This is a genomic window from Streptacidiphilus carbonis (genome assembly GCF_000787775.1).
GTDB lineage: Bacteria > Actinomycetota > Actinomycetes > Streptomycetales > Streptomycetaceae > Streptacidiphilus > Streptacidiphilus carbonis.
The window spans coordinates 95,990-112,481 of sequence record NZ_BBPM01000019.1; the positions used below are offsets into that span (position 1 = coordinate 95,990).

Genomic DNA, 16,492 nt, shown 5'->3' on the forward strand with positions numbered 1-16,492 from the left:
GGGTCGTAGAGGGCGGGGTGGGTGAGGTAGCTCGGTGCGGGTGGGCGTCCGCCGCGGGGGTTGCGGGCGGGGGTGGCCAGGCGGCGTAGCCAGCCGTGGTCTTCGAGCAGGTCGAGGGCGGGTTCGAGGTCGGGGATGGTGGGGAAGTCGGCGCGGTTGACCTTGCTGAAGAGTTCGGTGCGTTTGAAGCCGGGGGTGGGGTTGGCGTGCAGCCATTCCAGGACGGTTCGGGCGCCCTTGTGGGCGGTGTTGACGCCCATGGCGTCGAAGACCACCAGGGCGTGGGTCTTGAAGTAGTCGCCCAGGCGCATGGCGGCGTGCAGGGTGTCGGCGTGGATGGGGCGGGACCATCCGTCGTTGGGGTGGGTGGCCAGGTGCAGCAGTCCGGCGATGCGGGCGGTGGTGCCGTCGTGCTTTCCGGCCCATTTGGAGATGTGGGCCAGGGCGCCGCCGCGGTCGAGGGCGTCCTCGGTGTGCTGCTGGTAGTCGGCCATCAGGGTGTTGGCCTCGGGGGTCAGCGGCAGGACGGCGGGGTCGGTCCAGTCGGCGAGTGCCAGGGTCAGGGCGGCGATGGTGCGTTCGTAGGTCTCGGCGACGGGTTCGGGGATGGGGGTGGTGAGGATCTTTCGGCGGCCGACCAGGGACTCGGGCAGGGAGTAGAGGAAGCGGGCGAGCAGGCCGCGGCCGTCGAAGCCCTTGTTGCGGGCGATGTCTTCCAGGACGGCGGGTTGCAGGGCCAGGCCCATGGTCAGGGCGGGGTGTTCGATGTATTCGCGGCGGGTCTGCCGGTTGACCTTGAGCAGGTCTCCGGCGTGGCCTTTGAGGAAGACCTCCATGTTGGGGGTGCCGCCGGAGTAGCGGCCGGCGATGGTGTCGAAGATGCCGCCCTCGGCGGAGAGCACCGACAGGCGTCCTCCTTGTTCGGCGAGCAGGGAGGCGACGGCTTCGGGGGTGGCGTCGTCGGCGACCAGTTGCGGGCGCGGGGGCACGGTGGCGGATTCGGCGGCTTGGGCTAGGGCGACGGCTTCGGCGGTGACGTTGGCGCGCTCTGCGGCGTCGGTGCATCCGGCGGCCTTGGCGGCGGCTTTCTCGGCGGCTGCGCGGGCGACGCGGGCGGTGGTCTCGGCTTCGGCGATGGTGTGGCCTGCGGCGTCGGCGAGGATGCGTTCGGCGGTGAGCAGAGGGTGGGTCATCAGGGAGAAGACGGCGGATTTGCGGTTGGCGGGGGGCAGGGCGACGGCGATGTAGAGGTTGAGGGGTTCGCGCCAGCGTCCGCGGATGTTGACCACCGCGCGTCCGCCGGCGGCGGTGGCCAGGACGGCCAGGGCGATGCAGCCGGCGAGGTCGGCGGGGGTCTGGGTCTCCTCGGCGACGGCGTCGACCATGGCGGCGAGCCAGTGGGGCAGGGCGTCGGTGGGGAAGGGCGGCAGGGTGCGGGTGCCGCCCAGGGGGATGGGGTCCTCCCAGGGTTCGGGTTGGGGTTCGTGGTCCAGGGCGGCGAGGCGTTCCTCGGCGCCGAGCCGGGCGAGGATCTCGGCGGCGCTGGTCTCCGGGCGGGGGTCGTGGTTGGTCATGCGGCGAGCCGCTTGGGGTCGCGGGCGCCGCGGTCAAGGCCCCCGCGGACGGTGGCGAAGATCTCGTACCCGGGCAGGCCGGTCTGCTCGCCCGCGCTGTGCAGGGCGTTGGCGGCCAGGTCGCGCGGCAGGCGTCCGTCGCCGACGTGGCGCCCCAGGGCGTAGGCGGCGTTGTACAGGGTGTGGTTGCGGGCACCGGGCAGGGCAGCGAGGACGTTCTCGATCTCGCGTTCCAGGGCGGCGCTGGTGTAGGCCGACGGACTGCCCCGCAGCACCCGAACCCCCGACGGGGGCACTGCGGCGAGGGGCTTGGGGGTGAGCAGGGCGGTGAGCCAGGCGGGCAGGTCGGCGAGGGGCCCGTCGTGCATGACGGTGTACCTGCCGGGGGCGACGGTGCTGCCGGCGGCGACCACGTAGCCGCCCGCGGCGCGGGTGTCGATGTGCCAGCCCAGGCCGCGGCCCTTGTCGCCACAGGTGTTCCGCAACTCCACCTGCGGCGGGGCGTTGTAGTACAGCTGCCAGCCGCCGTTGCGGGTGCGCACCCCGTAGGTCTCGGCGGGGAAGGGCTGCCCGTGCCGCTCGCACAGCGCGGCGAACACGTCCAGCCCGTCCACGATGCCCGCACCCGCGATCTCGGGCGGAGGGGTGTCGTCGGCGTCCTTGGGGGCGTCCAGGTCCAGCACGACCAGCCGCGAGGGTCCGCAGGCCACCGCGACGTTGAAGGGCCCGGCGGCCCAGCAGGCGCGGATGCGCCCGGGGTCGGTGGTGGCGCGCGGCTCCCAGCCGAGGTGCTGCTCGGCGCACAGGCCGGTGCGGGGGCAGTCGTGTTCCCCGTGCAGGGCGGGGCGCTTGTCGCGGGGGCGCAGCGGGAAGACGTGCCAGCCGCGTTCGGCGGCGGTGAGGGCGTGGGCGGTCAGGTCCGGGGACGGGGTCACAGCGGGCTCCCTCGGGGTCGGCGGGGACGGCTGCCCGCCCGACAGGGGCGGGCGGGCAGCCGGGCGGTTCAGGCGGCCTGGTCGGCGGGGGTGCTCGTCTTGGTGGGGAGGTCGCGGATGGGCATGACCAGGGCGCGGAACGGGGCGGGGTCGGGGGCGTCGGCGGCGGTGATGAGCACGGGCTTGGTCGGCGTGATCAGCGACAGGTCGGCGTGGACGGCGTCCAGGCCGGTCAGGGCGTCGATGAGGTAGCGGGGCTTGAGGCGGATGGTGATCGGGTCGCCGTGCAGCAGTTCGCCGTCCACCCCGTCCGTGCCGGTGCCCTGCTCCTGGTCGCCCGCGCGCAGGTCGATGCCGTCGGCGGTGACGTCCAGGACCACCGGGGCCTCGCGGGACAGTAGCGGGGCCAGGCGGGCCGCGGCGGCGGCCAGTTCGGCGGCGTCCACCCGCACCGTGGTGCCGAACTCAGCCGGGAACAGGGGGTCGGTCTTGACGCACTCGCAGTCCAGCAGCCGGGTGGTGGCGGTGCGGGTGCCGCCGTCCAGCCCGAGCACCGCCCCGTCGCAGGCCAGAGTCAGGGTGCCGGAGTCGGCGAGATCCTTGCCCAGCACGGTCAGGCTCTCCGCCGGTGCCAGGGCGGTGAACTCGCCGGCGGGCCCGTTGGGGGTGAACGGCACGGTGGCGGTGGCCACGCGGTAGGCGTCGGTGGCGGCCAGCCGCAGCAGGCCGTCGCCGCGCGCGGTCAGGTGGACGCCGGTCAGGGCAGGGCGGGCCGCGTCGCGCCCGGCGCAGGGGGTGACCCTGGTCAGGGCGGCGGCCAGTTCGGCGCCGTCCACGGTGCCCACCACCGGGGGCAGGTAGGGGAGTTGGGGGTAGTCCCTGAGGACCATCAGGGGCAGGTCCAGGCGGGAGCGTCCGCAGGTCAGGTGCAGGTGGCTGTCCTGGGCAGCCAGGGTGACCGGGGTATGGGGCAGGCCGCGGACCAGGTCGGCCAGCAGGCGGCCGGAGACCACGGCGCGCCCGGGTTCGCCGACCTCGGCGCCGACCTCGCTGCGGCTGGAGACGTCCCAGTCGAACCCCGCCAGCGTTAGCGTGCCGGCGGTGTCGGCCTCGATCAGGACCCCGGCCAGCACCGGTGCGGTGGGGCGGGCGGGGATGGAGCGCGAGGCCCAGTGCAGGGCGCGGGCGAGGTCGGTACGGTCCACGGTCAGCTTCATGCGCTCACCTCGGGGTGCAGGACCAGCAGGCCGGGGGTGTGGACGGCGTAGAACGGGGCGGTGTCGTCGCTGTCGGGCAGGGCGAGGCGCACGTGCGCTTCGGGGGGCAGCTCGGCGAGTTCGGCGAGCAGGTCGGCGACGGTGGTGTCGTGCAGGCGGGCGGAGACGCGCAGCGGCGCGTAGTGGCCGGGGATGCTGGTCTGGGTCGGGGTGGTCATGCCGCAGTCCTCTCGGTGGCGGTGGCGGTGGCGGGCGGTTCGGCGATGCGGTCCAGGAGCAGGTGCAGGGCAGCGGTGGCCTGTTGCGGGACCACGCCGTTGCCCAGGGCCTTGAGCTGGGCGGAGCGGGGCAGGCCGGGGGTGTCGGTGACCCACCCGGCCGGGAGGCCCATCAGCCATTCGACGAAGACGGGGGCGAGGCGTCCGGCTGTGTCGACGGGGACGGGGGCGGGGCGTCCGAGGGCGTGTTCCCAGCGGGCGATGGCGGCGGCGTAAGGTCCCCACGCCACACCAGGTCCGTCAGCGTCGGCGAGGTGGTGCGCGGGTGCTTGGCTGTCGCCCATCGGGAGCCCTTGGAGTCCCCAGCGATCGGCGTCGGCAGCAGCGGCAGGACTACCTGTGACAGCGGCGGCCGGAAGCCCTCGCTCGCCCGACGCCCTGGCGTTCCGGTGTCGCTGGCCCGCGGCGTCGGCAGCAGCGGGACCAGGGACTCCAGTGAGGGGCGTTCCGTCGCTCCCGGGCTGGCGGAGCGATTGCTTCCGTACGGTGTCGCCGTCGGGGTGGGCAGCAGGGTGCCGACCTCGGCCGCGAGGGACTTCCCGTGCGTCCCGGCCTCCTGCGATGGTGAGCGTTTGGTCTGCCGGTTCTCCCGCTCCGATGCCCTGGGGGTCGGCAGCAGGGCGACCTGTGCGCGCAGGGTGTCGTTGCGCGGGCTGTCGGCCGGGCCGGTGCCGTTGGCCTCCGAGACGGTCGGGGTCGGCAGCAGCGCCACCGTGTTCGGCAGGGCGTCCGGGTAGCCGGGGCCTTTGGAGTCGCGGGCGCGGGGAGTGGGCAGGCCAGGCCAGGACGATGACGCGGAAGCGTTCGTGGGCGCAGCCGACGGTGGCGGCGGGTAGGCCGTGCCATTCCGCATCGAGCCCGAGGGAGGCCAGGTCTCCAAGTACGGCTCCCAGTGCCCGCAGAGCAGGTTTGTCGTCGCCTTCTCCCAGGCACCACGGGCAGGGTTCCAGGTCGCTGTGGGCTGGCGCACTGAGCAGTCCCCTCACGTTCTCGATCACGACGGCGGACGGTTGGAGTACCTCGATGGCGCGGGCCACGTGCAGCCACAGCCCGGAGCGGGTGCCCGGGGCGATGCCCGCGCGCTTGCCGGCAGATGACACGTCCTGGCAGGGGAAGCCGGCGGTGAGCACGTCGACGGGTTCGACCTGGGTCCAGTCGACGGCGGTGATGTCGCCGTGGTTGGGCACCTCGGGCCAGTGGCGGGCCAGGATGCGGGCGGTGTACTGGTTCTTGTCGGGTCGGCCGTTGGCGTCGGGGGGTTCGTACTGGCAGTACCAGGCGGTTTCGGCGCCGAGTACCTGTTCGGCGGCCAGGTCCAGCCCGCCGTAGCCGGAGCACAGCGACCCGAGCCGAAGCGGGGCGGCCATCAGGCGGCCACCTGCGCGGTGTCGAGACTGCGCAGGACCACGAACGCGTCGGCGCGCTGGTCGTAGTGGACGTGGATGTCGGCGTGGGAGTCCTGGTCGCGGGCGGCGCGGGCGCGGGCGGCGGCGCGCAGCGAGGCGGCGGGGTCGCCGGCGGCGAAGGACTTGAGGGGTTCGGTGGGGTGCTCGGTGCAGCGGCGGCAGCTCACGGCATGGCCTTCCCGGTAGCGCTGGTGTGGGGTGCGGGGCGGCGGCGGCCGGACGTGCCCGGGTCGGGGAGACCCGGCCGTCGCGCGCTCAACTGCTCGTGCTAGAAGGGCGGTTCGTCGCTGAAGCCGCTGCCGGACGTGGCGGCCGTGCTGCCCCATCCGCGGCCTGCTCCGGCGGTTGCGGGGGGGCTGCTGGCCCACGGGTCGTCCTGCGCGGGCCTGCTCGCGCCGCCGTTGCGGCTGCCGTTGGTGGCGGCGCGGTCGGCCTTGCTGACCTTGGCGGTGGCGAAGCGCAGCGAGGGGCCGATCTCATCGACCTCGACCTTGAGCATCGAACGGTTCTCGCCCTGGTCGTTCTTCCAGCTGTGCTGACGCAGGCGCCCGGTGACCAGCACGCGCATGCCGCGCGCCAGGGACTCGGTGGCGTGGTCGGCCAGCTCGCGCCAGGCGGTGCAGCGCAGGAACATCCCCGTGCCGTCCACCCACTGGCCGGTGGTCTTGTCGTAGCTGCGCGGGGTGGAGGCGACGGTGAAGCTGGCCATCGCCACCCCGGCGGGGGTGAACTTCAGGTCGGGGTCGTCGGTCAGGTTGCCGACGATCGTGATGGTGGTCTCTCCGACGGACACGGTGTCCTCCCAGGACAACAAGGGGTGGAGCAGGTCAAGTACCGTGGTGCGGAAGGAAGTTCGGGTCATACAGCCGAAGCGCAGTCAGGCGGCTCGGGTGCTGGGGCGCAGCGGCGGCACCAGGGCCAGGCGCGCGGGCACGTCCTCGGCGGGCTGGTCGATCAGGTCGCGGACGGCGGGGAGCAGTTCGCCGAGGGTGCGCCAGGTGTTCCAGGACGCGCGCCACAACCCGTCCTCGTCCGACTCGGTGCGGTAGGCGCGGCCCTGGGCGGCGAGGTCGGCCTCGGCCCGTTCCAGCAGTTCGGCCAGGTCGGCGGAGCTCACCGCTCGCCGCCGGTTCCGGCGGGGCGGTAGGTGCCCGGGGTGGTCCATCGGTGGTGGCAGGACGCGCAACGGCGGTGGTCGATGCCGGTGGGCGTGCTGGAGGTGGACATCCGCCCGCAGGCCGGGCAGCGGACCGGGTTGCCGAGGAACTCCGGGGTCCCCATCTCGCCGTCCAGGACGGTGATCGGTACGGCGCCGTCGACTTGGTCGGGGTGCTCGATGCACTCCCAGTCCAGGAGTTCGCCCTCGGGGAGGTAGGTGAACGAGCCCCAGGTGTGGCGCAGGTGCGGCAGGTCGTCGCCGGGGGAGGGACGGATGCGGATGCCCTCGATGGTGCGGCGGGCGCGGGCTGCGGCGGCCAGGGCGCGGCGGGCCGGAACGTGGCCCAGGGCGAGCAGGTCGCCGTCCTCGCCGTAGCCGCAAAGGGTGACGCCGTAGTGCGTGCCGTAGTGGTCGACGTCCTCGGGCCGTGGCTCGAACACGATCCGCTTGGCCTGCTCGATGCGGGCGGTGACGAGGTCCACCTTGGCGGCGAGGTGGCGGGCGGGCTGGTCGGTGAAGGAGTGCAGGGCGACCATCGCGGACACGATCACGTCGCACAGCTCGTCGGCGACGTCGTCCGCGGTGTGGGTGGTGCCCTTGCGGGGGTTCTGTCCGGTGGCACCGATGTAGGCGGCGGCCGCCTCCCCGGCCTCCTCGGTGACCTTGAGCAGCCGCAGCGCGGTCTCCTGCTCGCTGACGCCGTTGGTGTCGTTAAGCCAGTCGACAACGGTGGCGATGTCCGGCCAGGGCGCGCACTGCTCGGGGACGCTCAGGTGGCGGTGGCAGTCGAGCAGGTTCTCCAGTCCGGCGGCGGCCACGGTGCTGCCCGACTCGCGCAGCAGGTTCGCGGCCTCGCGCACGTACTGGTCGGTGAGGTAGTCGGCCCACTGCTCGACGGTGCCGTGCACCGGGTCCGGTCGGTCGGGCGAGATGGTGGTGTGGGTCATGGTCGGTGTCCTGTCTGCGAGGGCCGGGGTCATGCGGCGCGGCGCGGGAAGGGGATGACGGTGGCCAGGTCGCCCCGGGTGGAACGGCGCAGGCCGGAGACGGGCGGGGTGTCGTCGGGGTCCGGGTCGGGCCGGGAGGCGGGGAGGAGTCGGATCACGCGGACGGGTCGGCGTCGGGCCAGAGTGGCGAGGGTGGCACCGACGGCGAGGGCGACCAGGGCGGTGCGCGGGTCGGCGCTCATGCCGCTTCGCCCGACTCGATCGCGGCCGGCTGGCTGGTGGGCAGGGCGGGCAGCCCGTTGGCGGTGATCGCGTTCGGGTTGTAGCCGGGCAGTGCGGCGCGGGAGGCCAGGGCCTGTTCCAGGGCGAGGGCGTAGCTGGTGGCGTGCTGGGCGACTTCGATCTGTGCCCGGGCACGGATGGACTCCACCGTTTCCACGTGCCTGTGGTCCTCGCGGTAGATCTCGGTGGTCCGCTGGTGGGCGACGGCTTCACGGCGCTCGGTGCGCCAGTGCTTGGCGGACAGCACGTAGGCCAGCACGGTGGCCACCGACCACAGCAGCAGCGGCAGCGCCAGCCCGGTGGCGTAGGCGGCCACGCCGGCCAGGGCCAGGGCGCCGGAGGCGGTGAACGCGATGGTGGAGGTGGTGGTGTCGCTGTGCCCGCTGGTCGCCCCGCCTGCGGCGCCTGCGGCGATGGCCAGGATGGTCATCAGGGCTGCGTCGCCGGTGGAGTGGTGGGCGCCGTTGGCGTTCCAGATGCGGGCCAGGGTCAGCACGGTGGTGGTGGCCAGGGCGGGTGCGGCCTTGGGGAGCAGGTCGGCGGCGGTCTTGGGGGTCAGGTCGCGTTCCATGACGGGGAGTTGTCCTTTCCGGGTCAGTGGTGGATGGCGCTGATCAGGGAGGCGAGGAAGTGGGCGCCCGGGGCGCCCCAGCTGGTGCCGGCCAGGGTGAAGCCGGACAGCCACACGAACAGGGCGGCGGGGGCGCTGATGCGCTTGGCGGCGATCAGGGCGCCGGTGATGACGGCGAAGATGAAGGCCAGCGACAGGGTGACGGCCACGGTCGGGGTCTCCTTGCAGGTCGGGGAGGGGTGCGGCAGGGGCGGTGCGGGCCCCTGCTGCGGGCAGAGTGGTGGTGCTGTTCCAGTGGCTTAGCGGGTGCCGTTGTCGCGGGTGCGGGTCCACAGGTTCCACAGGTGGCGTCCCTTGCGGATCCGCAGGCCGGTGTTCTTGCAGCGGCGGCAGTCCTTGCCGCGCTTGGGGTGTCCCTTGCGGTCGGTCTTGAGCTGGAAGCCCAGTCCGTGGCAGTGCCGGCAGGTGGCGAACGGTTGTCCCGCACACACAGCGGCGTAACTGAGAGTGATTAGCAGTAGGCAGGCGATAGCGAGGGCGGGCAGCACCATCAGAGGCCTCCCAGGCCGGTTTTCGGGGTTTTCGCAGGTGGGGTGCTACTTACTAGCGTGCTGATCAGTGCGGGTTTCGATTGCTAGCGAGGTTGCTACCGGTAGCGAGCGCTGGTGCTACCGGTAGCGACCGTTTCGGTCAGCTCGCGGCCCGCTTCTTGTTGCGCTCCGTAATCACGGCGTGGAGGTCGGCGACCGTGATGCCGCGCTTGTTGTCCTGCTTGTTGGTCTCCGGGTTGCGCCGGCTGATCTGCACGGTGCCGATGCCGTAGGGCTTGAGCGCGGTGGACAGCTGGTCGGCCTTGGCGCGCCCTTCCAACTCGCCCCAGGCTCCGTACAGTTCGGGCTTGAAGGTCGCCAGGCGGTCCACGATGGTCTCGGACCACACCTTCTTCTCGCTGCGCTCCAGGACGGCGGCGATGTCCTCGGGCAGGGTGGCCGCGCCGTCGTTGGCGGGGGCCTGGCCGACGGCGTCGCCGGACAGGGTCCCCTCTTCCTGGCGCAGGGCGTGGGCGCGGGTCAGGATCACCTCGGCGTCCTTGCCGTCGGCCAGGTAGGTGCGCACGATCCCGTCCGTGTCGGTCATGCCCTTGAGCAGGCCCACGCCCTTGTGGGTGCGCTCCAGCCGGGAGGCGTCCAGGCCCTCGCCGTAGGAGCCGGCGCCGAGGATGACCTCGGACACCTGGTAGGACCCCACGCGCAGGGAGAACCGGGCCTGGCACTGGTCGCGCAGCTTGGGCGGGCAGGCCTTGTCGTCGGGCTTCTGGGTGGCGATCAGCAGCGGGGCGCCGACCGCCGGAGCCACGCGTACGAGGTAGACCAGGAGTTCCAGGATCAGCTTGCCCAGCTCGGGGTGCTGAAGGTACTCCTGGACCTCGTCTATGACGGTGAGCGTCAGCGGCATGTTCAGGGTCTTGTCGCGTGACAGTTCGGGGGTGAGCTTGCCCTCGGGGCAGCGGTGCAGCGGCAGTTCCGAGAGCCGGTGGTAGCGGTCCTCCACATCGGCCTTGAGTTCCAGCAGGGTGGCGACCAGGTGATCGGCCGGGTCCGTGCCGGCGCGCGGCACGGTGCCGAAGCCGATGCGGTGGGCGACCTTGGCGAAGGAGCGCCAGTCCGGGGAGGCCTTGCCGTCGAACACGTTCAGCCGCACATGCGGATCCAGCGCCGCGGCCAGGGCCAAGGTGCGCGCCGAGAACGTCTTGCCCTGCCTGGGTACGGCGCCGACCAGCATCGACAGCCACAGCAAGGTGGCGGCGACCTCGTTGCCGCGCTCATCGCGGCCCCACGGGAAGGGCTGCCAGAAGTCCACGCGCTCCATCTTCAGCAGCGGCGTACGCCCGACGGGGATCGCGAGCGGGTCCTCGTTGGCCACCCACATCTGCACCCGCCGCTCGCTGGACGGGTCCTTGTCCAGGAACACCTGGTTCGCGGCCACGTCGATGCCCGAGGCCAGGGCGCCGTGAGCGTTCTGCGCGTCGGCGAAGCGCTTGCCGTACGGCATGTCGACCACCACGCGCCAGCCCTGGCCGTCCTGGCGGATCGGCTGCGGGAAGCTGATGCCCTGATCCTTCTTGGTCAGCCCCGCCGCCATGAACGCCCGGGAGACGACATCCGAGGTCAGCTTGCGGTTGCGGAACTGGACCAGCGCCGATTCCACGATCGGCCGGTCGGACGGCGCGCCGACCACCCCGACACCCGAGGTGGCAATCGCCAGGGTCAGATCCGCCAGCCACACCGGCGCGATGGCCCACACCACCAGGCCAGAGACCAGGCCGCTGAAGCCGAAGCCCAGGCTGAGCACGCTGCGCAGGCGCACCCTCGCGTCGCGCTGACGCGACAGCCGCAGGTACTCCCCGGCGTCCTCCTCCCTGACCGCGTGGGCACGGACCGGGGCGCCCTCGGCGTCCCACAGCCACCGGGACCAGCGGCCGATCAGGCGGGCCAGGCCGCGCGGGGCGTAGCCAAGCAGTCGGGTGGCGTACCAGGGGCAGCGCACCGCGTGGAACGCGGTGGTGGAGGCGTAGTGCTTGGCCGTCCACAGCAGCACGGCGTGCCGCTCCGCCTTGGACCGCAGCCACGGGGCCACGATCGGGCGGCGCGCCTGGTCCTTGGCGTGCATCACCAGGGCCAGCGAGGCGGGGTAGTGCTCGGGCGGCAGGTCGACCTTCTCGCCCTCGGTCGCGGTGGGGTCCTCCCGGTCCGGGTCCGGCAGCTCTACCACCCACTCACCAGGGCCAGCATCCTGCCGCTCCCCGCTGCGGTCCGCGAACGGAGACGCCCCGCTGTCGCCGTCGGTGTAGACCGAGGCGCCGGTGAACAGGGCCCAGTCCGGGGCGTTCTTGGAGTCGGTGACGAACCGGGCGCGGTCGGTGCGGGCCTGGTCCAGGTCCACCACCTCCCCGCCGTCCACCTCGCCGGCCGCGGGGGTGTGCTCGTTCGGGTGCAGGGGGTCGCGCTCGGCGCCCTCGTCATCCATGGCGTGATTCACTTTCACTTCCTTGTCTCTTCGGGTCCGTGCGACTGGTGGAGCAGGGAGGAAGCCGGGGCGCGGCAGTTGCTGCCAGGCGGTGACGCGCCCCGGCGGCACAGCTAGAGCGCCATGACCTGCGTGGCGTGCTGCTCTTCGATGGCCAGGAACTGTGTCGCTGTCTGGACCAGGGAGCGGGCGAAGTCCAGCCGCGTCGCGGCGCTCTCCGTCGGCAGTGGGCCGAGCAGGGCCAGGTGCAGGTGCGGTCCGTGCAGGTGCATCACCGCGTAGCTGTAGCCCTCAGCGGTCTGGGTCTCGGCGGTGACGGTGCTGTCGGGGTCGGCGTGCAGGTAGATGGTGCTGTCCATGGGTGGTGTGTCCTCTCGGGTTAGGCGGCGGGGTTCAGCAGGGGGAAGAATCCGAGCAGCTGTACCGGGATGCCGGCGAAGCAGCCGTGACCGCGCAGAACGTGACCGGAGCTGTTGAGGCTGACCAGGACCAGCCGATCGGGGTTCACAGCCAATGCCTCGCGCCACTGCTCGAAATGCACCGGGGTGTCGTAGGTGCTGATCCGCAGGCCCAGCCCCTGGACGTCCGGGTGAGCCAGTTCCATGGCTTCCAGACCAGCAGTGGGCAGTGTGGGGAAGGCGGAGAGGATCGCAGCCAAGGCCTGAACGGCGCCGGCCTGCGAGTGGATGGTGTCGGTCATGACGCCATTTCCGGTGCCTGGTCCGCGGCCTCGCGTTCGGCCTTGAGGGCGTCGCGCAGGGTGCGGGCACTGGCAGAGGAGCAGTGCACGGCGGCGCGGAGGCTGTCCGCGGTCAGCCGCTTCAGCGGCCAGTCCGCAGTCAGGGTGCGGGCCTGGTCCAGGAGTTCGGCATCCGAGCGAGGCGGACGCGGGGAGCGGGCAGCCGGGGGCAGACTGCCGGTTGCCCGGCGCGGACGTTGCACGCTCGCCGCCGCCGTCTTGACCGCGGCCGGCAGCGCAGTGACCTCAGCCAGTGGCGCGGGGTCGGGGTCGCGGTATACCGAGGCCTCGGCGGGGGGCGCATCCGCGGGGATAGGGGGAGTGGGCGCGGGTGCGGTCTTGCCCAGGCGTAGCAGGACGCGGGTACGGTGCGGGGCCTGCCGGCGCCACTTCTTCCCGTAGGTCTCGCGCAGGTCGGCGATGGCCAACTGCCGCTCCTGGTCTCGTTCCAGGGCGACGGCGTAAGAGGTGATCTCCCACAGCGTCATCCGGCGCCACAGCGCGAACGTGGACGGGAAGGCCAGTAGCCAGCGACTGCGGCGGATCTTCTCCATTCGGCGCCCCGTCACCGCGCCGATCCGCGAGGCATAGACGTGGGCTGCAACCTCGGACAGGACTACCCACAGCAGCGGCATGGTGCCGTGCGCCAGCTTCGCGGACAGGGTCGTGCCGGCGGCGATGTTGAGCCAGCAGGTCACAGCTGTCAGTGCCCAGGGCACGAACCGCACCCAGCTCAGCGGGGTGTCCACCCGGATCAGCAGCAGGTAGGCGGCAGTGAACACCGGAATGGCCGTGTCGATGCCGATCGGCAGCATCTGCGGAACCTGGAAACCCCACCGGGCCCCAGCAGCGGAAACCGCCTGAAACGAGACCGCGAAGCCCACTCCGCCCACACCCACGGCAGCGACGGCCACGGTGCGCAGCAGCATCCTTTCCCCCTGACCCAGGGGCGGGACATTGGCGTTCATGCCGCTTCCTCCCCAGACCACGAGAACTCTGCGGTGGAGCGAGCGGGACGACGCAGGCCCGACTTTCCACTGCGGGGGATGCTCCCCAGCAGGAAGGACAGGCGCGCCATCGGAACCGCAGCAGTACGCATCAGCTCCGAAGCCATCTCGGCCGCCTCGGGGTCTTCCTCGCGCAGCTCAGCGACCACATCGCCCGCCACATCCAACCGCGCGGCCCGCTCTTCAGCGGACTCACCGGGCACCCCGGCGAACAACTCGGGGTCGAAGCCGGCAGCCAGTTCGAGGTACTCCGCCCTCGTGACAACCTCTTGACCTGCAACGATGTTTCTCAACGGACCTATCTCCTCTGGATCGCTGGACCCCGACGGCGCGGCCGAATACCTCGGCTGCATGCGAGGTATGTATTACCTACCTCTCAAGCTGGCAGACCGAAGCTCCGGCGTCAACCCCTCTGCTGGTGGCTATCGCCAGGGCCTCAGTGCCCCGTGCTGATGGCTCAACTGTCGCCAATGGAGAGCAAGTTCGGCAGGGTGTACTTGGGGGTGCACTCGTGCGATTGCGAGACTGAATCTGCTGAAGGTCGGGTCTGACCTGCGTAGAGTGACGGTGAATCAGCCGGGTTTTGAGCCCGCGCGAACGGGAGGGAGCATGGCTGACCGGAACGATCAGCTGTTGGCGCTCATGGCGGAAGCGGGCTTCTCGCACAAGTCGCTTGCCCGCGCAGTGGCAGATGTCGCTGCCCGCGCTGGCAGTGCCGTCCCGTGTGATCACACGTATGTCACCCGATGGCTGCGGGGAGCGATTCCCCGAGGTGACATGCCGCGCTTCATTGCGGATGCGGTAGGTCGCAAACTGCGGCGACCCGTCACGCTTGACGACATCGGCATGGGTGCCGCCGCTGTCGCCGCAGTGGATGCGAGTCTGGGCCTAGACTTCGCGGAGAGCGCGACGACTGCGACCACGACCATCACTGATCTGTGGCGGGCTGACCTGGCAGAGGTCGACGTCCTGATGCGTGGACAGCCCGACTCCGCAGCTTGGCATGAGGCCTCAGTACAGTGGCTCGTCTCCCCGCCCGACGGCGATGCTGCCGGCGCGGGTTACGGGCGTGTCGGCGGCGCCGAGGTAGAGATGGTTCGTTCAACCGCTGCGATGTTCAGCGCACTGGACGGTAGGTACGGCGGCGGTCATGCTCGTAGAGCATTGATCCAGTACCTGCACACTGATGTCCGCCCCCTGCTCGGTGGACGACATGGCGATGAAGTCGGCAGACAGCTTCGTTCGGCTGTCGCGGAAGCGCTCTTGCTCGCAGCGTGGATGTCCTACGACAGCGGTTTGCACGCCATCGCTCAGCGTTACTTCATTCAGGCGCTTCGGATGACACATGCCGCAGATGACAGGCTGCTTGGGGGGAGCGTCCTTTCGGCGATGAGCCACCAGGCCACCTTCCTCGGGCGCTATCGCGAAGCCGCGACGCTGGCTCGTGCAGCGCTCACCGGAGTGGGCGTTGCGCTTACCCCGACACTGACGGCCCAATTCCGCGCGATGGAGGCACGGGCTCTGGCTCGCCTTGGTGATGCGCGCGGGGTGGATTTGGCGTTGATTGAGGCGGAGAGTTACCTCGCCCGCCGGACTCCGGACAGCGATCCGGCCTACATCGCATATTTCGATGAGGTCGAATTGGCAGCCGAATTCGGGCACTGTTTCAGAGATCTTGGGCGCTCGATTCAGGCGACGGAGCGCGGTGTCACCTCCATCGTCGGTGACGGTATGAATAACCGGAGCGACTTCTTTGCGACGATGGTCCAGGCTGAGGCGTACCTCATTCAGGGCGAAATGGGCGAGGGGTGCGAGAGGGCATTGACAGCACTGGCGTTGGGGGAGGGGCTGAAGTCCGCGCGTTGCGCGTCGTACGTGACGGAATTTCAGGGGAGGATTACGGCTGGAATGAAGAGGACGACTGAATTCCGGGATTTTGCGGAACGAGCACGGGACTTCCGGTTGTGGGGGAAGGCGTCCTGAAAAACTAGAACGGAGCCCAGTCCCGTCGAGATGTCCCGGAACGGAGTGACTCAACTCGCCGCTCAACTTCATTGGCTGCGCGCGGGTCAACTCCGGCATTCTGGATCAGCCAGAGCACCATCAGTAGCTCTCGAACGCTGCGAAGGACTGGATACCCTGACCACTGCCGCACGTCGAAGCCGTAGCCATTGGCAAAGTCGGCGTACTCCTCAGCGGTGTGCCATCCGAAGCTATCGAAGTACATGGCTGTCTGCATCAGATCCCACTCCCGGGGCCCTATCGCGAAGCCGTCCAGGTCGATGACTGTCGGGCATCCTGCACTGTCGAGCAGGACGTTTCCAATGTTGAAGTCGCCATGCAGGGTGCCGAGTGGGAGCGCGTAGTGAAGTTCGTCGTACTCCGAGGCAAGAACTGCGATCCGCTTTTCTAGAAACTCTCGGGTCTCTCCTGGAATTTGGGCCTGCGCTAGGCGCTTCGCTGCCTTGTCAAATGGGCGAAGTGGTGGAAGCGGAAAGCTAGGAGCAGGCAAGTCATGGAGGCGACGCAGCAGAATGCCCATTTCCCGGGTGCTGGCGTACGTATCGCCGTCTCCAGCTGACATCCAGAAGGTCACAGGGTAGCCGTCAACAACAACGGGCTGCATGCTGTGCGGGATGAGCCTGGCTGATGGGAACGCAGACTTAGCCAGCCAATTGGCGACTGCTACCTCAGTTTGCACCGAGGGAAGTCGGCTCGGACTACGTCCTACCCGGGCGATGACATCGCCACCTTCAAGACGAAAGACAGCGTGGTCCCCCAATCGCACCAGCTCGATGCCGTTCGGGTCGACATCCACGGCTGAGCACGCTTCGCGAAGGATGCAGGCTGCCGTCTGACAGTCGAACGCTGGGCTTTCGACCTCCGTCACAGGGATTGCCCCTTCTCGCCGACAGGCAGGGCCAGGATGCGTCGGCGCTTCGCTGTGCGCGCGATAAGACCTTGACCCTCCAGTTGGGCGACTGCGGTCCGCACGGCCGTGCGCGACGCTCCGAAGCGGATGCTCAACGCCTTCTCGGTTGGGAAGTCGTCGCCTACCTGCAGGCCCTCGGTGCGCATTAGCTCGCGGATCTTCTCCACCAAGGGCCTGCGATCTCCGGTCCCCGTTACGAACACGGCGGCGCCTTGTACGGACTCAACCACGCCGTCCGATTTGAGCGCCTGGAGCGCGCGCTCGATCGTGCTGGCTCCGACGCCGAACATTTTCATCAGCTCTGCCTTGGACGGCAGACGTTCGGTGATGGCGCCTTGTTCGATTTTCAGGCGCAAAGTGTTCGAGATTTGCAAGTACGTACCTCGCGGACTGGCCTCTGGCACGCGCTCCATCCCTT

The 16,492-nt window shown here is 70.5% G+C and carries 21 protein-coding genes and 1 pseudogene; 1 reads left to right on the forward strand and 21 read right to left on the reverse strand.

Annotated features, from left to right (window positions below):
• From TR46_RS17325 to TR46_RS17415, 19 genes and pseudogenes are all read right to left on the reverse strand, one after another.
• Positions 1 to 1,574 (reverse strand): YfjI family protein (locus TR46_RS17325; protein ID WP_063770605.1); only part of this gene is annotated, 1,574 nt, incomplete at its 3' end.
• The gene (locus TR46_RS17330; RefSeq protein ID WP_042401508.1) at positions 1,571 to 2,509 is read right to left on the reverse strand and encodes a bifunctional DNA primase/polymerase; all 939 of its coding nucleotides are present in this window, start codon (positions 2,507 to 2,509) and stop codon (positions 1,571 to 1,573) included. The genes TR46_RS17325 and TR46_RS17330, both read right to left, overlap by 4 nt.
• 68 nt (positions 2,510 to 2,577) lie before the next feature.
• Complete coding sequence (gene dnaN / locus TR46_RS17335; protein ID WP_042401511.1) at positions 2,578 to 3,726, reverse strand: DNA polymerase III subunit beta; 1,149 nt, start codon at positions 3,724 to 3,726, stop codon at positions 2,578 to 2,580.
• On the reverse strand, positions 3,723 to 3,944 hold the full coding sequence (locus TR46_RS17340) for a hypothetical protein (RefSeq protein WP_042401514.1): 222 nt from the start codon (positions 3,942 to 3,944) through the stop codon (positions 3,723 to 3,725). The genes dnaN and TR46_RS17340 overlap by 4 nt, the downstream gene beginning before the upstream one ends.
• Positions 3,941 to 4,234: a hypothetical protein gene (locus tag TR46_RS43660; protein ID WP_201776412.1), complete on the reverse strand. Its 294-nt coding sequence runs from the start codon at positions 4,232 to 4,234 to the stop codon at positions 3,941 to 3,943. The genes TR46_RS17340 and TR46_RS43660 overlap by 4 nt, the downstream gene beginning before the upstream one ends.
• 609 nt (positions 4,235 to 4,843) lie before the next feature.
• Positions 4,844 to 5,371, reverse strand: a pseudogene (locus TR46_RS43665) (DNA cytosine methyltransferase); the annotation flags it as partial.
• On the reverse strand, positions 5,371 to 5,577 hold the full coding sequence (locus tag TR46_RS17355; protein ID WP_042401517.1) for a hypothetical protein: 207 nt from the start codon (positions 5,575 to 5,577) through the stop codon (positions 5,371 to 5,373). The pseudogene TR46_RS43665 and the gene TR46_RS17355, both read right to left, overlap by 1 nt.
• A 101-nt stretch (positions 5,578 to 5,678) precedes the next feature.
• The gene (locus TR46_RS17360) at positions 5,679 to 6,272 is read right to left on the reverse strand and encodes a single-stranded DNA-binding protein (RefSeq protein ID WP_084718628.1); all 594 of its coding nucleotides are present in this window, start codon (positions 6,270 to 6,272) and stop codon (positions 5,679 to 5,681) included.
• Between the two features lie 15 nt (positions 6,273 to 6,287).
• Positions 6,288 to 6,527 (reverse strand): hypothetical protein, encoded by a 240-nt coding sequence (locus TR46_RS17365; RefSeq protein ID WP_042401519.1) that lies wholly within the window; start codon positions 6,525 to 6,527, stop codon positions 6,288 to 6,290.
• Positions 6,524 to 7,516: a MazG-like family protein gene (locus TR46_RS45330; protein ID WP_063770606.1), complete on the reverse strand. Its 993-nt coding sequence runs from the start codon at positions 7,514 to 7,516 to the stop codon at positions 6,524 to 6,526. Before TR46_RS45330 ends, TR46_RS17365 begins: the two co-directional genes overlap by 4 nt.
• Positions 7,517 to 7,545: 29 nt before the next feature.
• A complete protein-coding gene (locus TR46_RS17375; protein ID WP_042401524.1) occupies positions 7,546 to 7,758 on the reverse strand; it encodes a hypothetical protein in 213 nt (70 codons plus the stop codon).
• Complete coding sequence (locus tag TR46_RS17380) at positions 7,755 to 8,369, reverse strand: hypothetical protein (protein WP_042401526.1); 615 nt, start codon at positions 8,367 to 8,369, stop codon at positions 7,755 to 7,757. Before TR46_RS17380 ends, TR46_RS17375 begins: the two co-directional genes overlap by 4 nt.
• Before the next feature lie 23 nt (positions 8,370 to 8,392).
• Positions 8,393 to 8,578: a hypothetical protein gene (locus tag TR46_RS17385; protein ID WP_042401529.1), complete on the reverse strand. Its 186-nt coding sequence runs from the start codon at positions 8,576 to 8,578 to the stop codon at positions 8,393 to 8,395.
• Positions 8,579 to 8,668: 90 nt separating this feature from the next.
• Positions 8,669 to 8,920, reverse strand: coding sequence for a hypothetical protein (locus tag TR46_RS17390; protein WP_042401533.1), 252 nt, complete (start codon positions 8,918 to 8,920; stop codon positions 8,669 to 8,671).
• A gap of 139 nt (positions 8,921 to 9,059) precedes the next feature.
• Positions 9,060 to 11,408, reverse strand: a complete 2,349-nt coding sequence (locus TR46_RS17395; protein ID WP_152626540.1) for a cell division protein FtsK — start codon at positions 11,406 to 11,408, stop codon at positions 9,060 to 9,062.
• Positions 11,409 to 11,509: 101 nt separating this feature from the next.
• Positions 11,510 to 11,755 carry a hypothetical protein gene (locus TR46_RS17400; RefSeq protein WP_042401536.1) on the reverse strand — a complete coding sequence of 82 codons (246 nt, stop codon included), beginning with the start codon at positions 11,753 to 11,755 and terminating at the stop codon, positions 11,510 to 11,512.
• Positions 11,756 to 11,775: 20 nt separating this feature from the next.
• Positions 11,776 to 12,096, reverse strand: coding sequence for a hypothetical protein (locus TR46_RS17405; RefSeq protein ID WP_042401539.1), 321 nt, complete (start codon positions 12,094 to 12,096; stop codon positions 11,776 to 11,778).
• A complete protein-coding gene (locus tag TR46_RS17410; protein WP_042401542.1) occupies positions 12,093 to 13,103 on the reverse strand; it encodes a DUF2637 domain-containing protein in 1,011 nt (336 codons plus the stop codon). The genes TR46_RS17405 and TR46_RS17410 overlap by 4 nt, the downstream gene beginning before the upstream one ends.
• Positions 13,100 to 13,435: a hypothetical protein gene (locus TR46_RS17415; RefSeq protein ID WP_042401544.1), complete on the reverse strand. Its 336-nt coding sequence runs from the start codon at positions 13,433 to 13,435 to the stop codon at positions 13,100 to 13,102. Before TR46_RS17415 ends, TR46_RS17410 begins: the two co-directional genes overlap by 4 nt.
• Before the next feature lie 316 nt (positions 13,436 to 13,751).
• Here TR46_RS17415 and TR46_RS17420 point away from each other — a divergent pair, with 316 nt between their 5' ends.
• Positions 13,752 to 15,125, forward strand: a complete 1,374-nt coding sequence (locus TR46_RS17420; RefSeq protein ID WP_042401546.1) for an NsdA family TPR-like regulatory protein — start codon at positions 13,752 to 13,754, stop codon at positions 15,123 to 15,125.
• A 4-nt stretch (positions 15,126 to 15,129) separates the two neighbouring features.
• Here TR46_RS17420 and TR46_RS39520 read toward each other — a convergent pair whose 3' ends face one another.
• Positions 15,130 to 16,032 (reverse strand): phosphotransferase enzyme family protein, encoded by a 903-nt coding sequence (locus tag TR46_RS39520; protein WP_084718630.1) that lies wholly within the window; start codon positions 16,030 to 16,032, stop codon positions 15,130 to 15,132.
• Complete coding sequence (locus tag TR46_RS17425; RefSeq protein WP_369405997.1) at positions 16,029 to 16,448, reverse strand: GntR family transcriptional regulator; 420 nt, start codon at positions 16,446 to 16,448, stop codon at positions 16,029 to 16,031. The genes TR46_RS39520 and TR46_RS17425 overlap by 4 nt, the downstream gene beginning before the upstream one ends.
• Positions 16,449 to 16,492: the final 44 nt, after the last annotated feature.

What these genes read in the sequence shown, in the direction of transcription:
- dnaN (WP_042401511.1), bottom strand. Translation starts at nt 3,726, where the DNA reads ATGAAGCTGACCGTGGACCGTACCGACCTCGCCCGCGCCCTGCACTGG.
- TR46_RS17340 (WP_042401514.1), bottom strand. Translation starts at nt 3,944, where the DNA reads ATGACCACCCCGACCCAGACCAGCATCCCCGGCCACTACGCGCCGCTG.
- TR46_RS17360 (WP_084718628.1), bottom strand. Translation starts at nt 6,272, where the DNA reads ATGACCCGAACTTCCTTCCGCACCACGGTACTTGACCTGCTCCACCCC.
- TR46_RS45330 (WP_063770606.1), bottom strand. Translation starts at nt 7,516, where the DNA reads ATGACCCACACCACCATCTCGCCCGACCGACCGGACCCGGTGCACGGC.
- TR46_RS17375 (WP_042401524.1), bottom strand. Translation starts at nt 7,758, where the DNA reads ATGAGCGCCGACCCGCGCACCGCCCTGGTCGCCCTCGCCGTCGGTGCC.
- TR46_RS17380 (WP_042401526.1), bottom strand. Translation starts at nt 8,369, where the DNA reads ATGGAACGCGACCTGACCCCCAAGACCGCCGCCGACCTGCTCCCCAAG.
- TR46_RS17390 (WP_042401533.1), bottom strand. Translation starts at nt 8,920, where the DNA reads ATGGTGCTGCCCGCCCTCGCTATCGCCTGCCTACTGCTAATCACTCTC.
- TR46_RS17400 (WP_042401536.1), bottom strand. Translation starts at nt 11,755, where the DNA reads ATGGACAGCACCATCTACCTGCACGCCGACCCCGACAGCACCGTCACC.
- TR46_RS17405 (WP_042401539.1), bottom strand. Translation starts at nt 12,096, where the DNA reads ATGACCGACACCATCCACTCGCAGGCCGGCGCCGTTCAGGCCTTGGCT.
- TR46_RS17410 (WP_042401542.1), bottom strand. Translation starts at nt 13,103, where the DNA reads ATGAACGCCAATGTCCCGCCCCTGGGTCAGGGGGAAAGGATGCTGCTG.
- TR46_RS17420 (WP_042401546.1), top strand. Translation starts at nt 13,752, where the DNA reads ATGGCTGACCGGAACGATCAGCTGTTGGCGCTCATGGCGGAAGCGGGC.